25 protein-coding genes are annotated in these 19,067 nt (G+C 70.8%); 11 read left to right on the top strand and 14 right to left on the bottom strand.

Annotation, left to right across the window (positions count from 1 at the left end):
* Positions 1–22: 22 nt before the first annotated feature.
* The gene (locus ACFVSN_RS13650) at positions 23–652 is read right to left on the bottom strand and encodes a TetR/AcrR family transcriptional regulator (RefSeq protein WP_380494862.1); all 630 of its coding nucleotides are present in this window, start codon (positions 650–652) and stop codon (positions 23–25) included.
* Positions 653–858: 206 nt separating this feature from the next.
* Here ACFVSN_RS13650 and ACFVSN_RS13645 point away from each other — a divergent pair, with 206 nt between their 5' ends.
* Genes ACFVSN_RS13645 through ACFVSN_RS13635 form a run of 3 tightly spaced genes read left to right on the top strand, consistent with a single transcriptional unit; the run spans position 859 to position 3,394 of the window.
* Positions 859–1,617 carry an SDR family oxidoreductase gene (locus ACFVSN_RS13645; RefSeq protein ID WP_387593972.1) on the top strand — a complete coding sequence of 253 codons (759 nt, stop codon included), beginning with the start codon at positions 859–861 and terminating at the stop codon, positions 1,615–1,617.
* Positions 1,614–2,426, top strand: a complete 813-nt coding sequence (locus ACFVSN_RS13640) for an SDR family NAD(P)-dependent oxidoreductase (RefSeq protein WP_380502664.1) — start codon at positions 1,614–1,616, stop codon at positions 2,424–2,426. Before ACFVSN_RS13645 ends, ACFVSN_RS13640 begins: the two co-directional genes overlap by 4 nt.
* Complete coding sequence (locus ACFVSN_RS13635; RefSeq protein WP_387955110.1) at positions 2,423–3,394, top strand: NADPH:quinone oxidoreductase family protein; 972 nt, start codon at positions 2,423–2,425, stop codon at positions 3,392–3,394. The genes ACFVSN_RS13640 and ACFVSN_RS13635 overlap by 4 nt, the downstream gene beginning before the upstream one ends.
* Positions 3,395–3,561: 167 nt before the next feature.
* Here ACFVSN_RS13635 and ACFVSN_RS13630 read toward each other — a convergent pair whose 3' ends face one another.
* From ACFVSN_RS13630 to ACFVSN_RS13615, 4 genes are all read right to left on the bottom strand, one after another.
* The gene (locus ACFVSN_RS13630) at positions 3,562–3,882 is read right to left on the bottom strand and encodes a DUF1905 domain-containing protein (RefSeq protein WP_380502669.1); all 321 of its coding nucleotides are present in this window, start codon (positions 3,880–3,882) and stop codon (positions 3,562–3,564) included.
* A 128-nt stretch (positions 3,883–4,010) separates the two neighbouring features.
* Positions 4,011–5,282, bottom strand: coding sequence for an alpha/beta hydrolase family protein (locus ACFVSN_RS13625; protein ID WP_387955108.1), 1,272 nt, complete (start codon positions 5,280–5,282; stop codon positions 4,011–4,013).
* 124 nt (positions 5,283–5,406) lie between these two features.
* The gene (locus ACFVSN_RS13620) at positions 5,407–6,618 is read right to left on the bottom strand and encodes an acyl-CoA dehydrogenase family protein (protein ID WP_387593981.1); all 1,212 of its coding nucleotides are present in this window, start codon (positions 6,616–6,618) and stop codon (positions 5,407–5,409) included.
* Positions 6,618–7,652 carry a phosphotransferase family protein gene (locus ACFVSN_RS13615; RefSeq protein ID WP_387955106.1) on the bottom strand — a complete coding sequence of 345 codons (1,035 nt, stop codon included), beginning with the start codon at positions 7,650–7,652 and terminating at the stop codon, positions 6,618–6,620. The genes ACFVSN_RS13620 and ACFVSN_RS13615 overlap by 1 nt, the downstream gene beginning before the upstream one ends.
* 402 nt (positions 7,653–8,054) lie before the next feature.
* On the opposite strand from ACFVSN_RS13615, the gene ACFVSN_RS13610 reads away from it, so the two are divergent.
* From ACFVSN_RS13610 to ACFVSN_RS13600, 3 genes are all read left to right on the top strand, one after another.
* Positions 8,055–8,903 (top strand): helix-turn-helix domain-containing protein, encoded by an 849-nt coding sequence (locus tag ACFVSN_RS13610; protein WP_387955104.1) that lies wholly within the window; start codon positions 8,055–8,057, stop codon positions 8,901–8,903.
* 195 nt (positions 8,904–9,098) lie between these two features.
* Positions 9,099–9,230 carry a hypothetical protein gene (locus ACFVSN_RS13605; RefSeq protein WP_387955102.1) on the top strand — a complete coding sequence of 44 codons (132 nt, stop codon included), beginning with the start codon at positions 9,099–9,101 and terminating at the stop codon, positions 9,228–9,230.
* Positions 9,230–10,405, top strand: a complete 1,176-nt coding sequence (locus ACFVSN_RS13600) for a methyltransferase domain-containing protein (protein ID WP_387955100.1) — start codon at positions 9,230–9,232, stop codon at positions 10,403–10,405. The genes ACFVSN_RS13605 and ACFVSN_RS13600 overlap by 1 nt, the downstream gene beginning before the upstream one ends.
* A gap of 55 nt (positions 10,406–10,460) precedes the next feature.
* On the opposite strand, the gene ACFVSN_RS13595 is transcribed toward ACFVSN_RS13600, so the two are convergent.
* Genes ACFVSN_RS13595 through ACFVSN_RS13570 form a run of 6 tightly spaced genes read right to left on the bottom strand, consistent with a single transcriptional unit; the run spans position 10,461 to position 12,429 of the window.
* Positions 10,461–10,694 carry a DUF397 domain-containing protein gene (locus ACFVSN_RS13595; RefSeq protein WP_387955098.1) on the bottom strand — a complete coding sequence of 78 codons (234 nt, stop codon included), beginning with the start codon at positions 10,692–10,694 and terminating at the stop codon, positions 10,461–10,463.
* Positions 10,694–10,903, bottom strand: coding sequence for a DUF397 domain-containing protein (locus ACFVSN_RS13590; protein ID WP_380444059.1), 210 nt, complete (start codon positions 10,901–10,903; stop codon positions 10,694–10,696). Before ACFVSN_RS13590 ends, ACFVSN_RS13595 begins: the two co-directional genes overlap by 1 nt.
* Before the next feature lie 23 nt (positions 10,904–10,926).
* The gene (locus tag ACFVSN_RS13585; RefSeq protein WP_387955096.1) at positions 10,927–11,160 is read right to left on the bottom strand and encodes a DUF397 domain-containing protein; all 234 of its coding nucleotides are present in this window, start codon (positions 11,158–11,160) and stop codon (positions 10,927–10,929) included.
* Positions 11,153–11,368 carry a DUF397 domain-containing protein gene (locus ACFVSN_RS13580; RefSeq protein WP_380444055.1) on the bottom strand — a complete coding sequence of 72 codons (216 nt, stop codon included), beginning with the start codon at positions 11,366–11,368 and terminating at the stop codon, positions 11,153–11,155. Before ACFVSN_RS13580 ends, ACFVSN_RS13585 begins: the two co-directional genes overlap by 8 nt.
* A gap of 23 nt (positions 11,369–11,391) precedes the next feature.
* The gene (locus ACFVSN_RS13575; protein ID WP_387955094.1) at positions 11,392–11,601 is read right to left on the bottom strand and encodes a DUF397 domain-containing protein; all 210 of its coding nucleotides are present in this window, start codon (positions 11,599–11,601) and stop codon (positions 11,392–11,394) included.
* 3 nt (positions 11,602–11,604) lie between these two features.
* Positions 11,605–12,429: a helix-turn-helix domain-containing protein gene (locus tag ACFVSN_RS13570; protein ID WP_380444051.1), complete on the bottom strand. Its 825-nt coding sequence runs from the start codon at positions 12,427–12,429 to the stop codon at positions 11,605–11,607.
* A gap of 106 nt (positions 12,430–12,535) precedes the next feature.
* Between ACFVSN_RS13570 and ACFVSN_RS13565 the strand changes: the two genes are divergently transcribed.
* Genes ACFVSN_RS13565 through ACFVSN_RS13555 form a run of 3 tightly spaced genes read left to right on the top strand, consistent with a single transcriptional unit; the run spans position 12,536 to position 13,322 of the window.
* Positions 12,536–12,901 (top strand): hypothetical protein, encoded by a 366-nt coding sequence (locus tag ACFVSN_RS13565; RefSeq protein ID WP_380444049.1) that lies wholly within the window; start codon positions 12,536–12,538, stop codon positions 12,899–12,901.
* Complete coding sequence (locus ACFVSN_RS13560) at positions 12,898–13,074, top strand: hypothetical protein (RefSeq protein ID WP_387955091.1); 177 nt, start codon at positions 12,898–12,900, stop codon at positions 13,072–13,074. Before ACFVSN_RS13565 ends, ACFVSN_RS13560 begins: the two co-directional genes overlap by 4 nt.
* Positions 13,071–13,322: a hypothetical protein gene (locus ACFVSN_RS13555; protein WP_387955089.1), complete on the top strand. Its 252-nt coding sequence runs from the start codon at positions 13,071–13,073 to the stop codon at positions 13,320–13,322. Before ACFVSN_RS13560 ends, ACFVSN_RS13555 begins: the two co-directional genes overlap by 4 nt.
* 37 nt (positions 13,323–13,359) lie before the next feature.
* On the opposite strand, the gene ACFVSN_RS13550 is transcribed toward ACFVSN_RS13555, so the two are convergent.
* Positions 13,360–14,013: a hypothetical protein gene (locus ACFVSN_RS13550; protein WP_380502721.1), complete on the bottom strand. Its 654-nt coding sequence runs from the start codon at positions 14,011–14,013 to the stop codon at positions 13,360–13,362.
* A gap of 319 nt (positions 14,014–14,332) precedes the next feature.
* On the opposite strand from ACFVSN_RS13550, the gene ACFVSN_RS13545 reads away from it, so the two are divergent.
* Positions 14,333–15,589 carry a hypothetical protein gene (locus ACFVSN_RS13545; RefSeq protein WP_387955087.1) on the top strand — a complete coding sequence of 419 codons (1,257 nt, stop codon included), beginning with the start codon at positions 14,333–14,335 and terminating at the stop codon, positions 15,587–15,589.
* A gap of 66 nt (positions 15,590–15,655) precedes the next feature.
* Here ACFVSN_RS13545 and ACFVSN_RS13540 read toward each other — a convergent pair whose 3' ends face one another.
* Positions 15,656–16,021, bottom strand: a complete 366-nt coding sequence (locus ACFVSN_RS13540) for a hypothetical protein (RefSeq protein ID WP_380444040.1) — start codon at positions 16,019–16,021, stop codon at positions 15,656–15,658.
* A gap of 72 nt (positions 16,022–16,093) precedes the next feature.
* Here ACFVSN_RS13540 and sigJ point away from each other — a divergent pair, with 72 nt between their 5' ends.
* Entirely contained in the window at positions 16,094–16,975 is an 882-nt protein-coding gene (sigJ, locus tag ACFVSN_RS13535) for an RNA polymerase sigma factor SigJ (RefSeq protein WP_387955085.1), read from the top strand.
* A 3-nt stretch (positions 16,976–16,978) separates the two neighbouring features.
* On the opposite strand, the gene ACFVSN_RS13530 is transcribed toward sigJ, so the two are convergent.
* On the bottom strand, positions 16,979–19,003 hold the full coding sequence (locus ACFVSN_RS13530; protein WP_387955083.1) for a transglycosylase domain-containing protein: 2,025 nt from the start codon (positions 19,001–19,003) through the stop codon (positions 16,979–16,981).
* Between the last annotated feature and the right edge of the window lie 64 nt (positions 19,004–19,067).

Raw genomic sequence — 19,067 nt, 5'->3', positions numbered from 1 at the left:
CCGGGAACGGCGGGCTCGGCGCTCAGACCTGCGCGCCGAGCATCCTCAGCACCAACTCGCCGTAACGGCGGCCGAGTTCCTCCGGCGTCTCGGTGCTGCGGTCGGTGTACCAGCGGGACACGTCGATGCCGAGCGAGGTGACCGCGCGGGCGGCCGTGCGCACCTCGGAGACGGCGAAGGCGCCCGACGCGACGCCCTCCTCGATCAGTGCGCTCACCTCGCGCTCGATGTCCAGCCGCAGCGCCGCGACGACCGCGTACGCGTCCTCGGGCAGCGCGTGCAGCTCGTAGTTGACCACCCGGCCGACCATCCGGCCCCGCGCGTGCCAGGCGCTGAACTCCTCGACCAGCCGCCGCATCCGCTGCGCCGGCTCCTCCTCGCCCGCCGCCGCCCGCCGGACCAGCGCCAGCGTCGCGGCGTGCCCGGCCTGGCTGATCTCGGCGAGCAGCGCGGCCTTGGACGGGTAGTGGATGTACAGCGCGGCCGGGCTCATCCCCGCGGCGGTCGCGATGTCGCGGGTGGTGGTGGCGTGGAAGCCGCGCTCGGCGAAGGACTCGACGGCGGCCTGGAGCAGCCGGTACGCCGCCTCGGGGCGGGAGTCGGTGCCGCCGGGCGGGGCGGGCCAGAGGTCGGCGATGGGCGTGCTGGTCATGGCGTCATCCTCGCATCATCCTCACCGGGAACTCGTACGCGCATTCGCGCCGGCCGCCCCGGACGTCCCCGGTTCGCCCCGGCCCCGGACGGTCCGGGTGGGCTGTTGACAGGCTCCCCCACCGACACCATGCTGAGCAAGCGCTTAGTCAGCGCTCCTCTCACCGTTGCTCCTCCCGTCGAACCGCGCGAAAGGCAGGACCCTCCGTGGTGCACTCCTTCAAGGGCAAGGTGGCCGTCGTCACCGGATCGAGCCGGGGCATCGGCCTCGGGATCGCGCGCGAGCTGGTCGCCCGCGGGGCCAAGGTCTGCCTGACCGCCCGCAACCCCGAGCCGCTGGCTGAGGCCGTCCGCGACCTGGGCGGCCCGGAGAACGCGATCGCCGTCGCCGGCAAGTCCGACGACCCGGCCCACCAGGAGGAGGCCGTCGCCCGCACCCTGGAGGCCTTCGGGCGGCTCGACCACCTCGTCAACAACACCGGGATCAACCCGGTCTACGGGCCGGTGCTGACCACCGACGAGGACGCCGCCGCCAAGATCCTCGCCGTCAACGTGCTCGCCCCGCTCGCCTGGACCCGCCGGGTGCACGCCGCGTGGATGGGCGAGCACGGCGGGTCGATCGTCAACGTCGCCTCCGTCGCGGGCATCCGCGCCTCGCTCGGCATCGGCATGTACGGCGTCAGCAAGGCCGCGCTGATCCGGCTCACCGCGGAGCTCGGCGCCGAGCTCGGCCCGCAGGGGATCCGGGTCAACGCCGTCGCCCCCGCCGTCGTCAAGACGAAGTTCGCCGAGGCGCTGTACGAGGGCCGCGAGGAGAAGGTCGCCGCCAAGTACCCGCTGGGCCGCCTCGGCGTGCCGGAGGACATCGCCGGCGCCGTCGCCTTCCTGCTCTCCCCCGACGCCGGGTGGATCACCGGCCAGACCGTCGTCCTGGACGGCGGCGTGACGCTGGGCGGTGGCATGTGAGCGCCTTCGACGGACAGGGCTTCGACGGACAGGACTTCACCGGACAGGGCGTCGTGGTCACCGGCGCCGGACGCGGCATCGGCGCCGCGCTCGCGACCGCCTTCGCCGCCGCCGGCGCGCACGTCGTGGTCAACGACCTGGACGCGGACGCCGCCGGCGCCGTCGCCGCCCGGATCGGCGGCACCGCCCTGCCCGGCGACGCGGCCTCCGCCGACGGGCTCGCCGAGCTGATCGGGCGGGCCCGCGAGGCCGTCGGCGAGATCGACGTCTGGTGCGCAAACGCGGGCGTCGCCCCGATCGGCGGCGCCGACGCACCCGCCGCGGCCTGGGCCGGCGCGTGGGAGGTCAACGTCCTCGCCCACGTCCGGGCCGCCGACCTGCTGCTCCCCCGCTGGCTGGAGCGCGGCCGGGGCCGGTTCCTCGCCACCGTCTCCGCCGCCGGGCTGCTCAGCATGCTCGGCTCGGCCCCGTACGCCGTCACCAAGCACGGCGCGCTCGCCTTCGCCGAGTGGCTCTCCGCGACCTACCGCCACCGCGGCATCCACGTCCACGCGCTCTGCCCGCAGGGCGTGCGCACCGACATGCTCGCCGGTACGGGCGCCGTCGGCGAGGCCCTGCTCGCGCCGACCGCCATCGCCCCCGAGGACGTCGCCGAGGCGGCCCTCGCCGGCCTGCGCGAGGACCGCTTCCTGATCCTCCCGCACCCCGAGGTCGCCGAGTACTACCGCGCCCGCGCCACCGACCCGGACCGCTGGCTCGGCTCGATGAACCGGCTCCAGCAGGGACTCGAGAAGGGCGGCGCGCTGTGAGGGCCTGGCAGGTGGGCGAGCTCGGCGAGCCGCTCGGCGTGATGAAGCTGGTCGAGGACGTGCCCCGACCCGTGGCCGGTCCCGGGCAGTTGCTCGTCCGGGTGCGCGCGGCGGCCGTCAACTTCCCGGACGCGCTGATGGTCCGCGGCCAGTACCAGGTGCGCCCGCCGCTGCCGTTCACGCCCGGCGTCGAGCTGTGCGGCGAGGTCGTGGCCGGCGCCCGGCGCGGCGAGCGGCTGATCGGCAACCCCGTGCTGCCGCACGGCGCGTTCGCCGAGTACGCGCTGCTCGACGCCGCCGCCGCGTTCCCCGCCCCCGAGGCGCTGGACGACGCCGAGGCGAGCGCGCTGCACATCGGCTACCAGACCGCCTGGTTCGCCCTGCACCGGCGGGCCCGGCTGCGCGCGGGCGAGACTCTACTGGTGCACGCGGCGGCGGGCGGGGTCGGCAGCGCGGCGGTCCAGCTCGGCCGCGCCGCCGGGGCCCGGGTGATCGCCGTGGTCGGCGGCCCGGCCAAGGCGGAGGCGGCCCGCGCGCTCGGCGCCGACGTCGTCGTGGACCGGACGGCCGAGGACTTCGTCGCCGTCGTGAAACAGGCGACCGAAGGCCGCGGCGCCGACGTCGTCTTCGACCCGGTCGGCGGCGACGCCTTCACCGGCTCGACGAAGTGCATCGCCTTCGAGGGCCGGATCGTCGTGGTCGGCTTCGCCGCCGGGCAGATCCCGGCTCCCGCGCTCAACCACGCCCTGGTGAAGAACTACGCGATCCTGGGCCTGCACTGGGGCCTGTACAACACGCGCGCCCCGCAGACCGTCCAGGCCGCGCACGAGGAGCTCACCAAGCTGTCCGAGACGGGCGTCGTCCGCCCGCTGGTCAGCGCCCGCCTCCCGCTCGCCTCGGCCGCGGAGGCCGTCCAGCGGGTGGCGGACGGGCTGAGCGTGGGGCGCCTGGTGGTGCTGGGTGATTAGTTCGGGGCGATGACGTCCAGCTCGCGGATTCGCGAAGCCGCCGTTCCGTCCGGCGGTGCGCGAGCCGCGCAGGGCAGGTGGTCGCCGTCGCCGGACAGGCTCGTGCTCACGGCGTGCTCGACGCCCGCTTCCTCGGCCGCCGCCATGAGGCCTCGCCCGGCGGGGGTTCAGTCTGCCGGGCCTCCGAGCGGCGCCCGGTGCTGGAGGAGCACCGTCATCTCCACGGCCACCCGGTCCCCCACCGAGAGGCCGTGCAGCCTGCGCACGGCGTTCTTGATCGGCAGCAGGTAGCCGCCGTCCTTCGGGAAGAGCGACGTGGCGAACGCCTTCCCGCCGATCCGGGCCTCGACCGGGACGACTCCCCAGCCGTACGTGGCCATCGCCGCGACCTCGCGCACGTCGGCGGCCTGCTCCTCGGCCACGGGGACGAAGAAGTACGGGGAAGGCCCGCGCCATTCGATCACGTGGCCGGTGAAGGCGATGTCCATGAGGCCGATCCGATCGTGAGAACGCCCGATGCCCGCCCAGCGTATGACGGTGGGCGAGGTGCCCCCGGGAACCAGTGGTTCCCGGGGGCACCTCGCTCACGCACGTCACGCGTGACACCGGCCGCGCACTACCGCTCGTAGACCATCTCGGGGAAGCGCGGCGACGGGCCGTCCAGGAGGTGGTCGTCGTGGCCGCACAGCCAGCGGTCGAAGAACGACGCGACGTAGGAGCGGGTGGCGAGCACCGCGCGGTCCGGGCGGACGTCGCCGACGTCCTCGGTCAGCTGCGCCTGGCTGATCGCGCCCTGGCGGGCGAGCTGGGGCAGCAGGGACTGCGCGTCGGTGTAGGAGCCGTGGCGCGAGCCGGTGAGGGTGACGTCGGCGTGCCAGCCGGTGCTGTGCTGCCAGAGGGCGTCCCAGCCGGGCTGCTTGTGATAGCTGCCGGAGTCGGGGTTCTGGGTGCCCATGAGCAGGAAGGGCCGGGTCAGGCCGTCCTCGGCGACGCTGGTCAGGTGGACGCCGGTGCCGTCCGGGCCGGGGAAGTGCAGCTGGCCGTCGAGGTTGACGCCGACCTTGAGGCGCGGGTCGTCGTGCATGGTCTGGAGGGCCGCGGAGCCGCCCCCGGAGTGGCCGACCATGCCGATCCGGTCGAGGTCCAGGGAGGCGGCGAGGCCGGGCGGCAGCTGCTTGTCGTGGCGCAGCCCGGCCAGCTGGTCCAGCACGAAGCGGGTGTCGTCGACCCGGGTCTGCAGCGTCTTGCGCAGGAGGGCCTCCATGTCGAGGCCGGGCTGGGCCATCAGCGCGGGGAACACGGAGGTGGCGAGGTCCCCGTCGGGGAAGGCGACCTCGGAGGCGTCGTAGGTGTGGTCGACGGTGACGACGACGTAGCCGCGCGAGGCGAGGTCCTCGACCAGGCCGGTGCCCCACGTGCGCGGGTCGCCGAAGCCCGCCGAGTACAGCACGACGGGCCGCTTGCCGCCGGGGAGGGAGGGCGCGTCGGCGCGGGCGTGGGTGCGGATGCCGGCCCAGTCGGTGCGGCCGGGCTCGAAGCCGAGGTCGCTCTGGCCGACGCTCCCGGCGCTGCCGAAGTGGTCGGCGGCGGCGGGGAGCATGTACGGCGCGCGGTCGTTGCCGGTGGCGGGCCGGGTGGTCGGGTACCAGAAGCTGATCATCAGCTTGCGGGCTTGCCCGGGCTTCCAGGGGTCGTCCCGGTGGTCGTCCGTGAGCTGCAGGGACGTCGTGCCGACCGGGTACGGCCCGGTGGGCTGCGGCAGCCAGGCCCTGGCCTGCTGCGCGGTGCCCTGCCCGGTGGCTGCCAGCGCGGCCGGTGCGGCCACCACGCCCAGTGTCGCCGTCGCCGCCAGCAGCACGGCCGCCACGGCCCGTCCTCGCCTGTTCATCGCCGTTCCTCCTCGTTCGGGATCCGTCTCTCGACACGAGGGACGGTACGGGTGAGGAGGGGCCTGGGCCGTCATACCGGGGTGCCAAGTCGGCCCGTAGTACCCCGGTATGACGTCCATACGGTCAGAGGTACTTCTTCAGCTCCCGGCGCGCCAGCGAGCGCTTGTGCACCTCGTCCGGCCCGTCTGCCAGGCGCAGCGTGCGGTTGCCGGCCCAGAGCTGGGCGAGCGGGGTGTCCTGGCTGACGCCGGCGGCGCCGTGGGCCTGGACGGCCTTGTCGAGGATCCACTCGACGGTGATCGGGGTGGCGATCTTGATGGCCTGGATCTCGGTGTGCGCACCGCGGTTGCCGACGGTGTCCATCAGCCACGCGGTCTTGAGCACGAGCAGCCGCAACTGCTCGATGCGGACCCGGGATTCGGCGATCCAGTCCTGCACGACGCCCTGGTCGGCGAGCGGCCGGCCGAAGGCCTCGCGCCCGATGGACCGGCGGCACATGAGCTCCAGCGCGCGCTCGGCGATGCCGATGGCGCGCATGCAGTGGTGGATGCGGCCGGGCCCGAGGCGGGCCTGGGCGATGGCGAAGCCGGCGCCCTCCTCGCCGATCAGGTTCGCGGCGGGGACCCGGACGTCCTCGAACAGCACCTCGGCGTGGCCGCCGTGGTCGGAGTCGTCGTAGCCGAACACCTTCATGCCGCGCTTGACGGTGACGCCGGGGGTGTCGCGCGGCACGAGGATCATGCTCTGCTGGCGGTGCTTGGCGGCGGCCGGGTCCGTCTTGCCCATCACGATGAGGATCCGGCACTGCGGGTTCATCGCGCCGGTGATGTACCACTTGCGGCCGTTGACCACGTACTCGTCGCCGTCGCGCTCGATGCGGGTGGCGATGTTGGTGGCGTCGGAGGAGGCGACCTCGGGCTCGGTCATCGCGAAGGCGGAGCGGATCTCGCCGTCGAGGAGGGGCCGCAGCCAGCGCTCGCGCTGCTCGGGGCTGCCGAACTGGGCGAGGAGCTCCATGTTGCCGGTGTCGGGGGCGGCGCAGTTGAACGCGGGCGGGGCCAACTGGGGGCTGCGGCCGGTGATTTCGGCGAGCGGGGCGTACTGGAGGTTGGTGAGGCCGGCGCCCTCGTCGCCGGGCAGGAAGAGGTTCCACAGGCCCTGCTTGCGGGCCTCGGCCTGGAGGTCCGCGACGATCGGCGGGACGCTCCAGGCGGGGCGGGCGGGGTCGGCGAGCTGCTCTTCGAGAACGGGCTCGGCGGGGTACACGTGCGCGTCCATGAAGGCGAGCAGCTGCTCGCGGAGCTGGTTCGTGCGGGCGTCGTAGGCGAAGTCCATCAGGCTGCTTCCTTCAGGGTGGTCAGGCCGTACCGGGCGAGGATCGGGGCCATCTCGCCGGCCCGCTCGAAGCCGGCGCCGAGGGTGCCGCCCTGCCGGAAGCGGTAGTGGATGCCCTCGGCGACGACGGCGAGCTTGAAGGCGGCGAAGGCGACGTACCATTCGAGGTCTTCGGCCTGACGTCCCGTCAATTCCGCGTAGTGGGCGACCATTTCCTTGCTGGACGGGAAGCCGGGGGCGGTCATGGCGGCGGGGATGATGCCGCCGCCGACGCCGGCGACCTCGGTGTACATCACGAGGAGGCCGATGTCGGTGAGGGGGTCGCCGAGGGTGGACATCTCCCAGTCGAGGACGGCGGCGATCGCGTCGCTGTCGTCGACGAGGACGTTGTCCAGGCGGTAGTCCCCGTGGACGAGCGCGGGGGCGGGCGACTCGGGGCGGCGGGCGGAGAGGAGGTCGTGCAGCCTGTCGAGCTCGGGGAGGTCCCGGCTGCGGGAGGCGGCGAGCTGCTTCGACCAGCGGCGCAGCTGGCGTTCGAGGTAGCCGTCCGGATGCCCGAAGTCGGCGAGCCCGACGGCGGCCGGGTCGATCCGGTGGAGGGCGGCGAGGGTCGAGACGAGGCGACGGCCGAGGGCGCGGACACGGTCCTCGCCGAGGGCGACGAGGGGGGCGGGGTCACGGTGAGCGACGCCGGGGACGAACTCCATGAGGTACCAGGGAGCGCCGAGGACGTCCGAGGTCGGGTCGTGGTGAAGCGTGCCGGGGACGGGAACGTCGGTGTCGCGGAGGGCGGTCATGACGCGGTACTCGCGGCCCATGTCGTGAGCGGTGGCGAGGACGTGACCGAGCGGCGGCCGCCGAAGGACCCACTTAGAGTGGCCGTCGGTGAGCACGTAGGTGAGGTTGGAGCGCCCGCCCTCGATGAGCGAGGCAGAGAGAGGGCCCTGGACGAGGCCGGGCAGCTCGCGGTCCAGGTGGGCGCGGAGCAGGCCCAGATCCAGCCCGGGCGGATCGGCGGGGGTCGTCTCGGGCATCGGGCGGCTCCTGGGGGTGGCGTCGGTTCCATCTCGTTGACTAAGCGCTTGCTTAGCATTCATCCCGGCGTTCCCCCTGTCAATGACACGTGCCCCCGAACGGAGACCACGCAAGGGGCACCGTCCAGGTCGGCCAAAGCCCGGAGACGTCATACGCGTACGCGCCGGGATTAGGGGCAAGTGGTGTGCAACTACGCGGAACCGAGTCCACCGGGAGCATCGTGCAGCCCCTACAGTTCCTCGGAGTCATCCCCAACACCCCGACCGACGACTCACCGACGATCTGGTGAGACCCCGAGAACGGGAACTTGACTACTTGGTCGCGCTCCTCGGCTCGGCCTTCAATCCCTCTGATATTTCGCAACTCCCCACCAGGAATACGAGCCCGAGTAGTCGAGCGTCATGCACACATCGCGATCGTCGAGCGTCCAGCAGGCCCGGAAGCTCCTGGCCGACCGGCTGCGCGAGCTCCGCCGGCTGGCCGAGCTCACCGGGCCTGTTCTCGCACTCCGCTGCGGCTGGCACAAGTCGAAGGTGTCCCGGATCGAGAACGCCATCACGGCACCGTCGGAGCAGGACATCCGGGACTGGTGCCGCGCGTGCGACGCCGGCGAGCAGGCCGAAGACCTGGTGGCGAGCCTCAGGTCCGTGGAGGGCATGTTCGTCGAGTGGAGGCGGATGGAGCGCAGCGGTCTGAAGCGCGCCCAAGAGGCCGTGCTGCCACTATTCGAGCGCACAGAGCGATTCCGCGCCTACTCCCCCGGCATCGTCCCCGGATTGCTCCAGACAAGGGACTACACAACCGCGATCCTCCGGGCCACACAGAAGCGGCGCGTCCAGGTGGACGACGTCGAGGCGGCCGTCCAGGTCCGCATGAACCGTCAACGCATCATCCACGACTCGTACCGGACGTTCGCCTTCCTCATCGAAGAGGCCGTGCTCCTGTCCGGAATCGGCGGCCTGGAGGTGGCAGCCGGACAGCTCGGGCACCTCATCGACATCGCGTCCCGGGCGAACACGAGCCTTGGCATCATCCCTTTCAACACGGCTCGTACGTCGATGCAGGTGGAAGGATTCTGGATCTTCGACAACGCCCAGGCCAACGTCGAGCTTGTGTCCGGCTATCTGACCATCACCCAGCCTTCCGAGGTCGCGATGTACGCCAATCGCTATCGGGATCTGTCGTCGGATGCCGTGTACGGCAAGGCTGCCCGCGCGCTCATCACGAAGGCCATGAACGCCCTCGCGTGATTGATGTGCAACTCGGTGCAACTCCTTTGGGTGACCGCGTGATTACTCCCTAACGTTGTCGATTCCGTCCCGAAGGGACGAGCCCGGCATGGGAGGAGCGCTGCGTTGACCACCCCCGAGAAGCCGCCCGCCCCGGGACCGCCGAACCCCGGCCCCATCCCCCGGACCACGACCGCGAGGCAGTAGGAGAAGACATTGGGAGACGAGAACAAGGGCGGGCCGAACGACGGCAAGGGCGGCGGCCACGCCAAGCCCGGCGGCCCCGTCATCGGCCCGAAGCCCAGCCCCGACGGCCAGGGCCCTGACAAGGGCGGTAAGCACCGCTGATGACGAACCACCAGCACGGCGTGGAGCAGGCCGCCCTGCGCGGCCTGCTCCAGGTCGTCAGCGATAGTCACGGTCACGACGTGGCCCCCGAATGGATCAAGGCTGCCACGGCGGCCCCGCGCCATTCGTTCCTCCCCGGCCGCATCTGGATCGACCAGGACGGCGCCTACCGCACTCTGGATCGCCAGGACGACCTCGGCGCGTGGCTCACTGCCGCGTACGCCGACGAACCGGTGGTGACGCAGGTCAACGACGGAGCCGAACCCGAAGACCCCGCCGATGCGTGGCCGTCCAGTTCATCCTCGGCCCCTTCGGTCGTCTTCCGGATGCTCGAAGCCCTCGATCTCCAGCCGGGCATGCGCGTGCTGGAGATCGGGACCGGCACCGGCTGGACGAGCGCCATGCTGTCCCACCATCTCGGGGACGCCAACGTGACCACGATCGAGGTCGATCGCGGGCTTGCCGAGCGCGCCCGGGCTGCTCTCCGCACCGCCGGCTTCGCCCCGGAGGTGGTGTGCGGGGACGGCGCTCTCGGCTGGGGCATCCGCGCGCCGTACGACCGGATCGTGTCCACGTGTTCGGTGCGGCGGATTCCATTGCCGTGGATCGTGCAGACGAGGCAGGGCGGGATGGTCCTCACCCCGTGGGACAACCCGTGGATCTGCTGGGGCCTGCTGCGGCTCACCGTCGGGGAGGACGGAACGGCGGTCGGCCGGTTCAGCGCGGACAGCTCGTTCATGCTCATGCGGACGCAACGCGACGACGTGGACCTGCTCCGGGACGTCGTCAGCGACGACCACGAGGCCGAGGTGTCCGAGACCGCGCTGCCCCGCCGCTCGGTCGTCCACGGGGACGCGGCGTTCGCGATCGGCCACCGGATCGGCGACATCTGGCACGCCTGGCAGGACGCCCCGGCCGAGGGGGTAGCGGACCGGTTGTGGATCGCCTCCACTGACCGGTCGTCCTGGGCGGCCGTTGACCACGATGGCAGCGACGAGGACGTCTTCACCGTCCACCAGCGCGGGCCGCGCCGCCTGTGGGACGAGATCGAGGCGGCTCACCGGTGGTGGATCGCCAACGGCCGGCCCGGGCCGGAACGGTTCGGACTCACCGTCACGCCGAAGGGCCACCAGGCATGGCTGGACACCCCGGCGGACTCCTGGCCGATGGATTGAGCGGGCTGCGGGTGGGCGGGCCGGACCACCCGGCCCGCCCACCCCCGGACAAGCATCAGATGGAGCCGAACTCACCGGCGGCAGTCGCGGCGACGAAGGATCGCCAGGCGTCGGCGGGGAAGACAAGGGCAGGCCCGTTCGGGTCCTTCGAGTCGCGAACAGGCACGAGACCAGGGAAGTCGGGGGCCACCTCGACACAGTTCCCGCCGTTGCCGCTGTAGCGGCTCTTCACCCACCGAGCACCGGCCAGGTCAAAGGTCGCCGTCGAAGCTCCCTTCAGGACTCGCATCAGATCTCGCCAAACTCGCCGGCAGCAGTCGCGGCGACGAAGGATCGCCACGCGTCGGCGGGGAAGACGAGGACAGGACCTTCGGAATCCTTCGAGTCGCGCACCGGCATCACGCCCGGGAAGCCGGGAGCCACCTCGACACAGTTGCCACCGTTCTGGCTGTATGGGCTCTTCACCCACCACGCCCCGGCCAAGTCAGGGATCACCATCGAAGCTCCTTCCAGATCTCGCATCAGATCTCACTGAATTCGCCAGTGACGGTCGCAGCAACGAACGAGCGCCACACTTCGGTGGGGAAGACGAGCACGGGCCCTTCCAGGTCCTTCGAATCGCGGACGGGAACAACATCAGGGAGGTCGGGCGAGACCTCGATGCAGTTCCCCCCGTTGCTGCTGTAACTACTCTTCACCCACCGAGCCCCAGCCAGGCCAAAGGTCGCCATCGAAGCCCCTTCCATGTCACGCATCCATGCCACCGAACTCACCAGTGACGGTCGCGGCCACGAACGAGCGCCACGCTTCGGCGAGGAAGACGAGGACAGGCCCGTCAGGGTCCTTCGAGTCGCGGACCGGCATGACACCGGGCAATCCGGGAGCCACCTCAACACAGCTGCCACCGTTGCCGCTGTAGCGGCTCTTCACCCACTGGGTACCGGTGAGGCCGAAGGCCGTCATCGAAGCTCCTTCCAGAGTGCGCGTCAGATATCGCCGAACTCTCCGCCAGCGGTCGCGGCGACGAAGGACTGCCATGCATCGGCAGGGAAGACGAGAGCAGGCCCGTTCGGGTCCTTCGAGTCGCGAACAGGAACGACACCGGGGAGGTCAGGCGAGACCTCGACGCAGGAGCCGCCGTTATCCGAGTGCGACGACTTGAACCAGGTAGCGCGGGACAGGTCTTGGCGAGTCATGGGTCAAAGTTCCTTTCGGGCCTTGTGGATCAGATCGAGGGTTGCGGTTCTGGTCAACGCCTCTACCTGCAACCGATCGTAGGCCCTTTCCCAGGTTCTGACAGTCCCGTCTTCCCGGACGACGTACCCCTGATCCGCAGATTCCGTATAGCCGACCACAGAACGGTCGGCGAACGTCAACAACGTGACGAACGCACGGAACGGGGCGTGCTCAGCCAGGCTGAACGGGGCCACCTGGAAGATCACGTAAGGCTTGGACGCGATCTCAGCCAGGTGATCGAGCTGGGCGCGCATGGTCGCAACGCCTCCCACTGGGCGACGAAGGCCGCTCTCGTCTATCACTGCGTGGACGATCGGCGGCTCTGGGCGCTTGAGAAGCCGCTGCCGTGCGACGAGGAACCTCATTCGCTCCTCAGCCTGGTCCTGCGTGCTGCTTCCTCGTTGTACCGAAGCCGATTCCCTCGCCGAAGCGTAGGCCTTGGTCTGGAAGAGCCCAGGAATGAGGTTCGGCTCGAAGATCCTGATCTCCGACGCACGTGCCTCCTGCGCAGCGTGCTCTGGGAAGCCTTCCAGGAAGCCCTTCCTCCTCATCCCGACCCACATCAACTCCAGTGTCTGGCCGGTCCCGAGCGCCTGGTCTGCCGCCCTGACGAAGTCGCGGCTGGTGGATTTGCGGCCCGTTTCCACGGCCGAGATGTAGCTGTCCGAGTACCCCATGGCTTCCGCCAGGTCTTCCTGGGTCCAGCCGATCGCCTCGCGTGAGCTGCGAAGTAGCGCACCGAAGGCTTCGCGAGGGGATGACGTCGGGTCAAGATCCTTGCGGTTCACGGGTCACGCTCAATTCCACTTGATACGCAGACAAGTTGAACGGTTCCCGAGCTTAGACGACAGTGGGCGCTGCCGGTAGTCGTTCCACTACGGAGAGGAGCGGACCTTGAACGGCCGCACGCCCCCACGCACCCTTCACACCCACCGAGTTGAGGCCCCCGAGCGCCTCCAAGCGGTGATCTACCTGACCAAGGCCGGCCCCGCCTTCCCCGAGCTCGAAATGCGCAGCTGCGAGGAGTACGCCCTCGCCTTCAACTGGGGCGTCTGCCTCACCGTCATCGACGACAACCTCAACGCGCCCCCGGACTCCCGGCCGCAGCTCCAGATCGCCCTCCAGCGCATCCGCTCCGCCCGATCCGGCGCGCTGCTCGTCCCCAGCAGGGCCACGATCTCTCCGATCGACGGCGAGTTCCACGAGTTCTCCCGGCAGGTGGAGAAGGCCGGCGGCTTCGTCCAGGTGTCCCGCCGGTGACCGCCCGCCGCTTCACGATCATCCGGGCCGCCAACTCCGCCTGCCCGACCTGGGTCATCTACAGCCACCGCACCCGCCGCCTCGTCCGCGCCCTCCCGCCCCGGCCCGAGCCGCTTCGCTTCTACTCCTACGACCGGGCCCTGACCTGGGTGCACAGAAACGAAACCCCGTGAGCGACACCTACGAGATCCGCCTCATCGACTCCCGCAGCCCCCATTTCCTCCTCCTCGAATGCTGGGGCATCTGGGACCACACCCGCCGCGACTACCTCCGCGTCCCCGGCTCCTCCGACCGGATCCGGCGGTTCTACACCCGCGCCTCCGCCGAGGCCTTCCGCCGGCACACACAGCCGAGCGACTGCCAGACGCAGTCGACCGGCCCGCGGGCTGCTCAAGGTCGAGACAGTCGCCACGAGCAATGACGCACAGCGCCAGCGCCCGCGCCCGGCAGCTTCAAGATCACGAGTCCCATTGATCGCAGTACTCGATGTGCAGCTCGCGTGCGTTTCCCAGCACCCCGTCGAGACTGTGGAGTTCGGTACAGAAGTGACGGTCGCTCGGGTGAGCCCGGATGTAACCGGGTCCCTCGCCGGCAACTTCGAGGAAGTGACCGGCGGTCTCCCTGAACACCTTCGCACTGCCGGTCATGAACAGCGTCTCGGCGTGGAGGTGCTGGTGGAAGAGGTCCCGGTTCTCCCGGTGGTGGCGTGCCTCGTAGTCGATCGCCGCATCGTCCGGAAGTCCGGCCCAGGGCAGGTCCACGGTCTGTGGACGGCCGGAGCCGAGCCGGCCGCGCACCTGCTTCCAGCGGGAGGGGGCGAACTGGAGTGAATGGTGCAGCAACACGAGATCGACCTGGAACCCGGCCTGGTCCGGCACCTCACGTGCCGGTGGGCGGTTGGTACGCATCGGCACGTGGATCAAGGAGCGCGGCGAGCGGGCTGCGAGCATCCACAGCGCGGCGATCCTCCGCGCGGCATCCTGATCCACGTAGGCGTCCCAGCACCGGTCACGATCGACGAGTACCGCGCGCAGCAGTGGCTGGGCTGGGCGGATGACCCTGAACTCATCACGCCCCAACCGCGCCCGGTGGATCACGACCTGCAGCTTCATCTACTCTCCGCCATAGGGTGGATGGCACACGTCTGAGCACCGGATCGGATGTGTCCTCACATCCAACCGGCACGGAGCGTGGCATCGTGAGCCGCACCCCGGTCGACCATCACGGTCACAACGCTAGCGACACCTCCGTTACGAACCTCCCCCCGGCCCCTCGGCAGTCACAGCGGTCGACCTGGGCAACCGTCGGTCATAGTTCAACGTCCGACAGCTGCCTGCCAGTTCAACTCCTTCACCCACACCACTCCAGCCTCGACAGGTGCCGATCGAAGTGTTCTGATGATCGAACTGTCGATCTATTCTCGGAGGTACGGTGCGGGTCTCTCGCGGCACGGCCGGTCTGCTGGCGGTGGGGGTCCTCGCGGCTCTCGCCCTGGCTGCGGGAGGGCCCGACTCCCAGGGCAGACCCACCGCCGCCGGCACGACCCCCGCCGAGAACCCCGCCCCGATCCCGGCCGCCGAGAGCCCGTCCCCATCTCCCTCCCCAACTCCGACCTGGGACGGGCAGGTCAAGGTGCTCGGCGACGGCTCGACCTCCTACACCGGTCCCCAGCCCAAGCAGCCCACCCCCGAGAAGCTCAAACCCGGCGAGAAGCCCCCGCAGTTCGTCGTCTTCTCCTGGGACGGCGCCCTCGAAGGCGACGAGCACCTCTTCTCCCGCTTCCGCGAGCTCGGCGCCGCCAACAACGCCCAGATGACCTACTTCCTCACCGGCATCTACACCCTCCCCAAATCCAAACGCACCCTCTATCAGCCGCCCCAGCACGACCCCGGCTCCGCCTCCATCGACTTCGCCACCGACGCCCACGTCAAGGACACCCTCGAACAGCTACGCCTCGCCTGGCTGGACGGTAACGAGATCGGCACCCACTTCAACGGGCACTTCTGCGGCCCGAACGGCGGCGGCGACTGGACCTCCGACGAGTGGAAGAGCGAGCTCGACCAGGCCGTCTCCTTCGTCGCCAACTGGAAGACCAACACCGGCTACAAAGACCTCCCGCCCCTCCCCTTCGACTACACCAAGGAGTTGGTCGGCGGTCGCGCCCCCTGCCTGGAGGGCCAGCGGAACCTGCTCGTGGCCGAGAAGGCCAGCGGGTTCCGCTACGACGCCAGCTCCAAGGGCGAGTTCCAGGTCTGGCCGATCAAGAAGGAGGGCATCTGGAACTTCCCGCTTCAGTTGCTGCCATTCCCTGCGAGGTCCTCGCAGGGCCTCTCCATGGACTACAACTTCCTCGCCGGCCAGTCCGGGGACAGCACCAAGGGCGACCCGGCCAAGTACCCGGCCTGGGAGAAGGAGGCCCGGGACAGCTACCTCGCCGGGTTCGAGCGCGTCTACAACGGGAGCCGGGCCCCGCTCTTCATCGGGAACCACTTCGAGACCTGGAACGGCGGCATCTACATGCAGGCCGTCGAGGACGTGATCAAGAGCGTGTGCAAACGCGACGGCGTCCGCTGCGTCTCCTTCCGCCAGGTCGCCGACTGGCTCGACGCCCAGGACCCGAAGGTCCTCGACAAGCTCCGCCAGCTCGACCCCGGACAACCGGCCGACTGGTCTCGCTTCGTGAAGTGACCACCCCCACGGGCGCGCTGCGCGAGAAGTCGGCCTCATCGACTTCTCGCGCACCCAGGCATTCGCTCACCGCCGCGCCAGCGCCAGCACGCTCAACCCGAACATCGCCACGCCCAACGGCAGGTGGACCGACGGCACGTGCGCCACGCCGAGCACGACCTGGACGGACGCGAGGACCAGGAAGCCCGACGCCTCCCAGACCGGCCGCACCGGGCCGCCGCCCGGCTTCCACGCCAGCACCGCCGCCAGCACGTACAGCATCGACGCCCCGTACATCACGCGGGCGCCGACGCTGTGCAGCGTCTCCCCGTAGGACGCGGTCAGCAGCAGCCCGGCGGACGCGGCCTGCAGGAAGATCGTCAGGGTCTGGAGCGCGATCGCGATCCGCACCAACGGGAACGTACGCCGCACGGGAGTCGCCTGCGTCGCCATGTCTCGGTCCTCTCTTCAGTAAGGTCTCACGAACACGACGACGCAGGCCCGGGAAAGGTAAGGCCGAAGACCATGGGATCGGCACAGGACGGCATAGCCGGCGAGCGGCGCCAACTGCTCAACATCGCCTACCGCTTGCTCGGCTCCCTCGCCGAGTCCGAGGACGCCGTCCAGGAGGCGTACGCCCGCTGGTACGCGCTGCCGGGCGGCCGGCGCGACGAGATCGTGTCCCCCGGCGCGTGGCTGACGACCGTGACCGGCCGCATCTGCCTGGACGTGCTCGGCTCGGCGCGGGCCCGCCGTGAGCGGTACGTCGGCGCCTGGCTGCCGGAGCCGCTGCCCGACCGTCCCCAGCGCGAAAACGGCCAGGAGAGCCTCGCCGACCAGATCGTCCTCGACGAGTCGGTGGCCATGGCCTTCCTCGTCGTCCTGGAGTCGATGACGCCCGCCGAGCGGGTGGCGTTCGTCCTGCACGACGTCTTCCGCTACCCCTTCGCCGAGATCGCCGACGTCCTCGGCCGCACCCCGGCGGCCTGCAAGCAACTGGCGGCCTCCGCCCGGCGACGGGTGGGCGCCCCTCCCGCCCCCGGAACGGCCACCGCGCAGGCCGACACCATCCGCCGCCTCAAGAAGGCCTGGGAGGACAAGGACGTCGCCGCCCTCGTCGCCGTCCTCGACCCCGCCGCCGTGATGACCGCCGACGGCGGCGGGCTGGTCGGCACCGTCCTGCGCCCGGTCGAGGGCGGCGCGCTGATCGCCCAGTACATGCTCGCCATCGCCGACAAGGCGCCGGGGCTGGAACTCCTGGAGCGATCGGTCAACGGCGTGCCCGGCCTGGTGGCCCGGCGCGACGGCGTCGTCATGACGGTGGCGTCGTTCGACGTCGCCGACGGCCGGGTCACCCGGATCTGGGCGGTCCGCAACCCGGAGAAGCTCGGGCCCTGGGGTCTGTAGGCCCTACCCGGCCGCCTTCATGAACGACGTCCAGATCCGCGCCGGCAGCTCGGAGTCCAGGGTGTCCGGGGCAGCCCCGCCGAGGCCCTCCAGAGAGAGCAGCTTCATGTCCTTCAGGTCCGCCCGGAACACCGTCACCGCCGTCGACACACGCGCGTTGTAGCCGACGAACCACCCCGCCGTACGGTCCACGGTGGTACCGGGCTTCGCCGCCACGTCCGGTCCGGCTTCCGCGGCCGCCTGCGCGCTGCCGCCACGAACCGCGCCCTTCAAGGCCGCGTCGACCTCCTCCGCCGCAGCCGCGCTCAGCGCCTGGACGGCCGTCGGCAGCCGCAGCGCGAGCACCTCCCCATTGCGGGTGATCCGCAGCACCGAGTAGGGGTCGGTGCGGCTGCCTTTCGCCCCGAAGGCGGCGTACGCGTCGGCGGCCCTGATCGCGCTCGGCGTGGAGTTGCCGACACCGAAGGCCGGCACGAGCTCGCCCATGCTGCCCGGGAGGAGGCCCAGGTCCGTGGCGGTCTGCTGCACCCGGTCCAGGCCGACGTCCATGGCGAGCTGCGCCATCGGCCCGTTGACGGACTGCTCGATCGCGCTCCGCAGGCTCACCGGGCCCCAGCTGCGTCCGCCGTCGTTGGCGGTCTTGGCGGTCTTCCCGTCGCGCCCCCAGTACGGCCCCTCCGGGGTCATGACGTTCACCCCGTGGTCGCCGTTGTAGAGGGTGGCTGGCGTCACCGGCGAGCGGCTGCCGCCGCGCTGGCGCTGCACGCCCTGGCCGAGCCCCGCCGCGTACACCAGCGGGGTGAAGGCCGAACCCATGGGCACCGACGAGGCGTTGGCGTTGTCGTACCCCTGCTTCAGGTAGTCCGGGCCGCCGTACAGCGCGACCATCCGCCCGTCCGGGGCCACCGACGCGGCGCCGACCTTCAGCAGCTTGTCGGCCTCGCGGGCGTTCGGGTCGATGCCCTTCGTGGCCTCCTGCACGGCCGCCGCCAGCGCGGTGACCCGCGGCTTCTCGAAGGTGGTGAAGATCTGCTGGCCGCCGAGGTCGAACTGCGCCGGGGTGATGTCGCTGTGGCCCTCGACGTAGGCCCTGGCCATGTCCACCAGGTAGCCGACCTGGCCGCTCAGCCCCGCCGCCTTCGGCTGGGGCCTCGGTTCGGGGAACTCCGTGTAGCCGGCGCGCTCGGCCGCGGACAGCTTTCCGGCCTTCACCATCCGGTCCAGGATCCAGGACCACCGGTCCTCGGCGCGCTCGCGGTTCTCCTCGCCGAGCGCCGGATCGAACTGCCCTGCCCCCTTCAACAGGGCCGCCAGGAAGGCCCCTTCGCTCGGGTTCAGCTGCGAGACGTCCTTGCCGTAGTACGCGGCGGCGGCCCGTTCGATGCCGTAGCTGCCGCGCCCGAACCAGCTGGTGTTCAGGTAGCCGGCCAGGATGTCCCGCTTGCTCATCCGCTGGTCGAGCTTGATCGCGATGACGGCCTCGCGGAGCTTGCGGGACATGGCCTGGCGCTGGTTCAGGTAGCTGTTCTTGACGTACTGCTGGGTGATGGTCGAGCCGCCCTGGGTGTCGCCGCCGGTGGCCATCGAGACGACCGCCCGGCCGATGCCCGAGAGCGAGATCCCCGGATCCGAGTAGAAGGTCTCGTTCTCCGCGGACAGCACCGCCCACTGCACCGGCTCCGGCACCCGGTCGAGCGGCACCTCCTGGCGGTTGGTCTCGCCGATCCGGGCCATCTCGGTGCCGTCGGCCCAGTAGTAGACGTTGTTCTGCTGGGTGGCGAAGGCGTTGAGGTCCTCGGGCACCTCGGTGGTCGCGTAGAGCCAGGCCGCCAGCGCCGTGACCGTCACCGCTCCGGCACCGGTGAGCAGGAGCAGCTGCCGCCAGGACGGCAGCCAGCGGCGGATCCCGCGCCGGCCCCGGCGCGGGTAGTCGAGCCGCCGTAGCGGGTGCCGTCGTCGGCGCCCCGTCTGGTCCTCGTCGCCCCCGCCGTTGCCCCCGCCCTTGCCCCCGACCCTGTGTAAACGCACAGCCCGGTCTCCGATCTGTCGGTGGATGCAGTCCCCGTCAAAGGGGTAGACGCCTGCGGGACCG

The organism is Kitasatospora sp. NPDC057904, assembly GCF_042887925.1.
Lineage (GTDB): Bacteria > Actinomycetota > Actinomycetes > Streptomycetales > Streptomycetaceae > Kitasatospora.
This window is presented reverse-complemented; position numbering and strand designations above follow the sequence as displayed.